Below are 7,219 nucleotides of genomic sequence, written 5' to 3' on the forward strand. Positions count from 1 at the left end.
AATCAACCAATCAACCCTACTATAAAAAAATTGGACTGTAAAAAAATTGGTTTAAGCGTGGCGGACGGCATTATTTTTTTGTGAATACATTAACCAAGAAGCATAGCAGCATTGTCACCATAATCACCGGCAAGGTATTCCCGATATCGAGTGGATGGGCAAGCCAATAACGATACAAGCAAAAACCAATCGCCCAGACAATCAAATTTTTGACATTAAAACGCTGTTTGATACCACTATTTTTTAAAATAAAAAAGTCCACAATTTGAATGGCTGCCATTGGCGCAAACACCGAGCCTAAAAAGTATAAAAATTCAGTGATATCATCCATGGGAAACAGCATCGCTGCGATGGCACAGATGAGGGTAATGCCAATTGCCAAGCCTTTTTCTGGGAGTTTTTGCCACAGCGAGACACCCGACACGCCTGCCGAGTACGCATCCAAAAATGTGGTTGTCACCGTCGCAAGTACAATCAACAATAACCCTGTCACGCCCAATCCAAGCTGTAATAGCATTTGGGCAAAATCCGACGTTTGGGTATACAATGCCATGCCCAGTCCAATCGCATACATCCACGCACTCATCACCCCATAGCTCACGGTGCTCACAAGCGTCGCTTGCAAAGGTTTTTGCGTATGGCGAGTATAATCACTCACCAGCGGCAACCATGATAATGGCATAATGACCGCGAGCTCCACCGCTGCCCCAAAGCTCATCGCTGCTGCCACGTCTTTTGTCGCTGCCACATCCCCAGCGCCTAACTTAAATAATTTAAACGACAAAATAAGCGTTAACATAAATAACCCAGCTACCGCCAACGCATTGATTTTGCCAAAGAAGCGGTTGCCCATCCACAGCCACAACACAATCAGCGCACCAATCACGCCACACCATGCCGCTTGTCCGATAGCCCAAATCCCATTGACCGCCAATGCCCCATCATAAATCATGATGGCTGTCCAGCCGACCAACTGCACAACATTTAGCAAAGCAAAAAGCATCCCACCTTGAAAACCAAAACTACCCTTCACCGTTTCCATGGCGCTTTTGCGTTGGGTTGCCCCAATATAGCCGACTAAAAAAAATAGCACGCCGCCTATCATATGCCCAATGACGATGGCTAACAAGCCACGCTCCCACCCCAATGGCGCAAGGTAGGTGCCCGTCAAAATCTCAGCGATTGACACAGCTGCCCCTGCCCACAGCAAGGCGTGATGGCTACTTGTGGTCTGACTGCCAGTTTGGTGAGTGGTTTGTGCGCTATCCATGGTTATTTTCTCAAGCTTCAAAGAAGCTGATTTTATCATTGTTAACAACAGTAGTTGAATAAAAAAACCCCAAATCTTTCAATTTGAGGTTTTTAACTTTATCTAATTGTCAGTCAATAAAACATTTGACCATCAAGATTAGATTTTACCCACTAAATCTAGGCTTGGTTTTAAGGTTTCTTTACCTTTTTCCCAGGCCGCTGGACATACTTCACCGTCGTTGTCACGCACGTATTGAGCGGCTTGGATTTTACGGATTAAGTCTTTGGCAGAACGACCGATACCTAAGTCATGAATTTCTGCCACTTTGATTTTACCGTCTGGGTCTACCAAGAAAGTACCACGAAGCGCAGCGTTGTCTTCTTCAATCATCACGTTAAAGCCGCGGGTGATTTTACCAGTACCATCGCCAAGCATTGGGTATTTTACTTTAGCGATTGCAGGTGACGCATCTGCCCATGCTTTGTGTACAAAATGGGTGTCTGTCGATACCGCATAAACTTCCGCGCCTAATGCTTTGATTTCTTCGTAATGGTCTGCCATGTCTTCAAGTTCAGTTGGGCAAACAAAAGTAAAGTCATGTGGGTAGAAGAAAAACACTGCCCATTTGCCTTTAACGTCATCTGATGATATTTCTTTGAATTCACCATTCACATATGCTTGAGTTTTGAATTCTGGAATGGTTTGGTTGATAATTGCAGCCATGGATTTTTCCTTATATAAGCTATTGTTGTGATTAAAATTTAGCAACATCACCACTTGGCAAAACCAAATCAGTGAGTGCTATATTGATAACACAAATTTGATGTCATTGGCAACCTAGCTTTTTAGGCTTCTAGCTTGTTAGGCTATAGTCGGTTGCTGTTTTTTACCCATCAAACGTTGTTATCGATGGGTTTATCTTAGTACAATTTAAGATTGAGTCTAGTTTAAAGTTTTTAATTTATTGATTAATTTTTTAAATTAACCTTGATAGTTTTGCCTTATAGTTTCAATCTTTAGGCTATCTTGTAATTATTTTGAAAGACTCGATAATGAATTCAATACCAAAACCAAATTAATGATAGATTAAAAAATATTCCACTCGTAAAAGCACACAAAAATGGTAAACTAAATTTGAAATGATTCGGTTGATTGAAGTTTTTAGCATGCATCTTTTGCGTGTTGTTTGCTAGGGTAGCCGTCAGTTTTTTTACCTTTTTATCTTTTTATTTATCTTTAACTAAAACGCGTTAGCGAAAATTTTACGCTATTTTAAAGGTTAAAATTCAAACCATGATTACATTACGACAATTAGAATTTGCATTGGCAGTTGCCAAATACAAGCATTTTAAACGGGCAGCAGAAGAGTGTAATATCTCACAATCTGCGTTAAGCTTAGGGATTGCAGAGCTGGAAAAGCAGCTTGATACCCAAATTTTTGAGCGTAACAACAAACAAGTGCTAATCACCCCGATTGGGGAGGAAATTCTTGAGCGAGCCACGCGGATATTTGCCGAAGTCAATGATTTGGTGACCCGCGCCCAGACGCACCAAACCCCGCTCGCCTATCCGATGACGATTGGTATTATCCCAACCATTGCGCCGTTTTTGCTGCCCAAGGTATTGCCGCTACTGCGCCAACAATTCCCACAGTTTCAGCTCAATGTGGTAGAAGAACAAACTGAGCGACTGCTTGAAAAAGTCCGTTATGGCGCGATTGATACCGCCATTATTGCGCTGCCTTACAATACTGACGGCATGCTATCATTTGAGTTTTGGTCAGAGACGTTTTTGGCGGTATTTGCTAAAGACAGTAAACATGCCAACTTACCCAGCATCAATGCCGACGAGTTAGCCAACAGTAACTTGATGCTGCTAGGCGAAGGACATTGTTTGACCGATCATGCGCTATCGGTGTGTCACCTCGATAAAAGCCGCGTCAAACACGCCTTTAGTGAAGCGAGCCTGCATACGTTAATTCAAATGGCTATCAGCGGTATGGGCACCACGCTAGTCCCGCAAATGGCAGCTGGGCAAGTGCGCCAGCAAACTGCCAATGTGTCGTTAGTGCCGCTCAATGAAGCCGGTCCGCATCGCCGCTTGGCGTTTGTCACCCGTCTCAACTATGCGCGGGTCGATGATGTTAATCTATTGGGTCGCTTGTTTGCCCAAGGGTTACACGATAGCGAATCGGCGTCTGCGCTAGCCACCGCAGACTCTGAGTCCATGACTTCAGCGAAGCCCGCCACAGAGGCATAATTTTTTATGCTCACTTTATTACATACATCAGATTGGCATTTGGGGCGTAGGCTTTACGGTAAGCCACGCTACGATGAATTTAAGCAGTTTTTAGACTGGCAGTTACAGACGCTGCGTGAGCAAAAAGTCGATGTGCTATTGATTGCAGGGGATATTTTTGATACCACCGCGCCCAGCAACCAAGCGCAAAATTTATATTATGATTTTTTAAGTCAAGTTTGCGATACCGATTGCCGTCATGTGATTATCGTAGCGGGCAACCATGATTCAGCCAGTTTTTTGGAGGCGCCCAAACAGCTACTCAAAGCCTTTAACATCCATATCATCGGTAGTATGACAGATACGCCGACTGATGAAGTGATTACGTTATCAGATAAAGCAGGGCAACCTGAACTCATTGTTATGGCAGTGCCCTACTTGCGTGACCGTGATGTGCGAACCGTCGGGCATGGCGAACGCCTTGATGATAAAGAACGCAAACTTGCCCAAGGCATCAAAACCCATTATGCACAGATTGCCGATATTGCCATTGCGCAACAAGCGCAGCTGCATGCCAAATATAAGCGTAGCATTCCGATTGTGGCAACGGGGCATTTATTTACCGTCGGTGGGCAAACGATGGAAGGCGATGGGGTGCGTGATTTGTATGTCGGCTCACTGGGTAGTATCGGTGCCGAGATTTTTCACCCACAGATTGACTATGTCGCGCTTGGGCATTTGCATATCCCGCAAGCGGTTGGCGGACAACCACACATTCGTTACGCTGGCTCACCCATTGCCATGGGTTTTAGTGAAAGTCGCCAGCAAAAACAAGTGCATTTGCTGCGATTTGATGCCAACCCTGACCTACTGTCTCAGCCATTACAGACTTTAACCATTCAAAAAAAACCGCTTGTCTCTGCGCCAACCCCTGTCAACAAACGCAAAAGGATGAGCCATACGTCGATGGATTTATTTGCGGAGGTAGAGTTGCCTGAATCTCCAATGCTTAAAGCGATAAATGCAGAGGCTGAGATTGAAGTAGCTATTGACGCACAAGCGAGCTATAAAGCACAGTATGATACACCCAGTGATCATCTAAGTGGACAAATGAGTGAGCAAAAACTTAGTGGACAAAGTAGCGGGCAGCCTTACAATGTAGCCAAGCTTAGCGATACTACCCTCCTGCAATCACTGCCTGTTCCTGTGTTCCAACCCATACAAACGCTCAGAGGCGATTGGCAAACCATCAAAACTAGCTTACACAGCCTAAAAAATTCCCAACAATCGGTTTGGCTTGAAGTGGTGTATGACGGGGAAGAAGTCGTGGGTGATTTATCAGAAAAAATTGCAGAACTGGTTAACGACTCTAGGCTTGAAGTACTACGCATCAAAAATCAGCAAAAACGCGATCAGGTGATGCAAAGCCAGCGCATGGATGAGTCGCTTGAAGAATTAAACCCAACACAAGTGTTTGAACGCTGTCTAATTGCCCATCAAGTGCTAGAAGAGCAAAAACCCATGCTATGGTCAAAATATACTGAAGTGCTTGAAAGCTTGCAAGGGGGGCAGCAATGAGAATCTTAAAGCTACGCTTTCAAAACCTTAATTCATTGCAAGGCGAATGGGAAATTGACTTTCGCCATGCCGCGTATGCCGATGAAGGTATTTTTGCCATCACAGGCTCGACAGGGGCGGGTAAAAGCACCATTTTAGATGCCATTTGTCTTGCCTTATACGGTGCGACGCCACGCTTGGGTGAGATTACCCAAAGCAAAAATGACCTCATGTCACGCCATACTGGCGAATGTTTGAGTGAAGTGATTTTTGCCACCAAAAGTGGCAGTTATCGCTGTACTTGGCTACAAAAGCGCGCCAGAAAAAACCCCGAAGGCAACTTGCAATCGCCGACGCACGAAATCGCCCCTTTTACCGATGAAGCTGCAGATTTACCACCGCTTGAAACCCAAACCAGAAAAACTAGAAAACTGGTCGCTGAATTCACCGGCATGGATTTTGACCGTTTTACCCGTGCCATGCTACTGGCGCAAGGCAGTTTTGCTGCTTTTTTGCAAGCCAATAGCGATGAGCGCTCCAATCTGCTCGAAGAAATCACCGGCACCGAAATCTATGGCGATATCTCAAAAAAAGTACATGAGTTTAAAACCCAATCAGACGCTGAACTTAAGACCCTCACCGATCGCTTATCAGGCATGACGGTGTTATCTGATGAAGAAGTACAAAGCCTAACCTCACAAAAAAACGCCCTGATTGACATCGTCAATCAAACCAAAACCGCCATGACTAAAATCGAGTCTGATAAGCTATGGCGACAAAACCTTGACGCCTACACGCACCAAATCCATAAGCTTAAGCAGGAAGCACGCGACCTTGCCGAGCAAGAAAGCCAATTTGCCCCACAAAAAATCCAACTACAGCGCGCACTAAAAGCCCTTGAAGTGTCGGGTGATATTAAAAAACTTGATTATCAGCGCGATTTGTTGAGCACACAGCTCAGTGAGCTTGCCAGTTATCAACACCAGCTACCCACCGCCGAACACAATTGCCAACTTGCTCAAAAAAACCAAGCGGAACGTCAAGCAAAAGCCCAGCAAACCGAAAACGACTGGCAACAAGTCCAACCGTTATTAAACCAAGTGCGCAAGCTTGATACTACCCTTGGGCAAAAAAATCAGTACGCCCAAGAGATTGCGCAGCAGTTGTCACAGCTTAATGAGCAATTGGCTCACAATGCCCAAAGCATTGATAGTCAGCAGCAGCAGCTTGTTAGCCAGCAAACACAGCGTGAGCAGTTCATCCAAGCGCAGCAGCAAATCCCCCAGGCAACAACCTTGCCTCAAACATTGGCCTCCCTCACCCAGCTACAAGAAACTAGCCAAGCACTTAGTGAACAAGTGCAGACATTCACCACCGAACGGCAGCAGTTACAGGGTGATTTTCAGCACAATGAGCAGCAAGCCTGCGCTCTGCAATCACAGCTCACGCAGTTGCAATCACAAATTTCTGAGCATCGACAAAACTTAGAGAGCCAAACCAGTCACTTATATCATCTGACACAAGGGCAGTCGGCAGCAGCATTGCGCCAGCAGGTTGAAACTTATTGGCGAACCGACCAGCAGCTTATCGCTATGCAAAGCGATGTGCAGACTTGGCAAACCAACCTACAACACTATCAGCAATTTGTGCAGCAGTTAGCCGAGGGTCAAACTCAATTGGCTCAGATTGCTAGCCAACGACTAACTAGCGAGCAGCAGCAACAAGCCGCCGAGCAGACTGCCGAACTGTTAAATCGCAACTTGATTTTATTGGCAAAAATTCAAGATTTGACCGAGGAGCGCAATAAATTACGCCACGGCGAACCTTGCCCGCTGTGTGGCTCAACCGCGCACCCTTTCGCTACCCATCAGCCCTACACGCCCGATGATACCGAGCAACAATTAGCGATTGCCAAACAACGGCTTGATGACATTAATCGCCAATTACAGCAGTTATTGCTTGAAGAACATGCACTCACTAATAGCCAGCAACAGCGCAATGAGCATTTGCAGCACCTACAGGCACACAATCAACGCTTATTAAATCAATTACAGCTTGCCAGCCAACACCTTATACATGCTCAGCCTGTACAACAGGTAATTGAAGCGTTGCCGCCCTTTGCAGCCCCCAGCACCGATGACGATATAGACCGCCAAGCCCTTCAAACATTGG

The 7,219-nt window shown here is 45.5% G+C and carries 5 protein-coding genes; 3 read left to right on the top strand and 2 right to left on the bottom strand.

Annotated features, from left to right (window positions below):
• Positions 1-70 precede the first annotated feature (70 nt).
• Both cytX and ahpC read right to left on the bottom strand, forming a co-directional pair.
• On the bottom strand, positions 71-1,270 hold the full coding sequence (cytX, locus tag RTR63_RS07435) for a putative hydroxymethylpyrimidine transporter CytX (RefSeq protein ID WP_312523533.1): 1,200 nt from the start codon (positions 1,268-1,270) through the stop codon (positions 71-73).
• Positions 1,271-1,408: 138 nt separating this feature from the next.
• Positions 1,409-1,975 carry an alkyl hydroperoxide reductase subunit C gene (gene ahpC, locus RTR63_RS07440; protein WP_076774574.1) on the bottom strand — a complete coding sequence of 189 codons (567 nt, stop codon included), beginning with the start codon at positions 1,973-1,975 and terminating at the stop codon, positions 1,409-1,411.
• Positions 1,976-2,545: 570 nt separating this feature from the next.
• Between ahpC and RTR63_RS07445 the strand changes: the two genes are divergently transcribed.
• The 3 genes from RTR63_RS07445 to RTR63_RS07455 all read left to right on the top strand — a co-directional run.
• Complete coding sequence (locus tag RTR63_RS07445) at positions 2,546-3,511, top strand: hydrogen peroxide-inducible genes activator (RefSeq protein WP_312114172.1); 966 nt, start codon at positions 2,546-2,548, stop codon at positions 3,509-3,511.
• Positions 3,512-3,517: 6 nt separating this feature from the next.
• The gene (locus RTR63_RS07450) at positions 3,518-5,068 is read left to right on the top strand and encodes an exonuclease SbcCD subunit D C-terminal domain-containing protein (protein WP_312523535.1); all 1,551 of its coding nucleotides are present in this window, start codon (positions 3,518-3,520) and stop codon (positions 5,066-5,068) included.
• The coding region (locus tag RTR63_RS07455; protein WP_312523537.1) for an AAA family ATPase at positions 5,065-7,219 on the top strand (2,155 nt) is incomplete at its 3' end. The genes RTR63_RS07450 and RTR63_RS07455, both read left to right, overlap by 4 nt.

The organism is Moraxella sp. CTOTU47724 (assembly GCF_032014955.1).
Lineage (GTDB): Bacteria > Pseudomonadota > Gammaproteobacteria > Pseudomonadales > Moraxellaceae > Faucicola > Faucicola tetraodonis.

Bases quoted from the DNA above. Each gene is read 5' to 3' on its own strand.
- cytX (WP_312523533.1), bottom strand. From the start codon at position 1,270: ATGGATAGCGCACAAACCACTCACCAAACTGGCAGTCAGACCACAAGT.
- ahpC (WP_076774574.1), bottom strand. From the start codon at position 1,975: ATGGCTGCAATTATCAACCAAACCATTCCAGAATTCAAAACTCAAGCA.
- RTR63_RS07445 (WP_312114172.1), top strand. From the start codon at position 2,546: ATGATTACATTACGACAATTAGAATTTGCATTGGCAGTTGCCAAATAC.
- RTR63_RS07450 (WP_312523535.1), top strand. From the start codon at position 3,518: ATGCTCACTTTATTACATACATCAGATTGGCATTTGGGGCGTAGGCTT.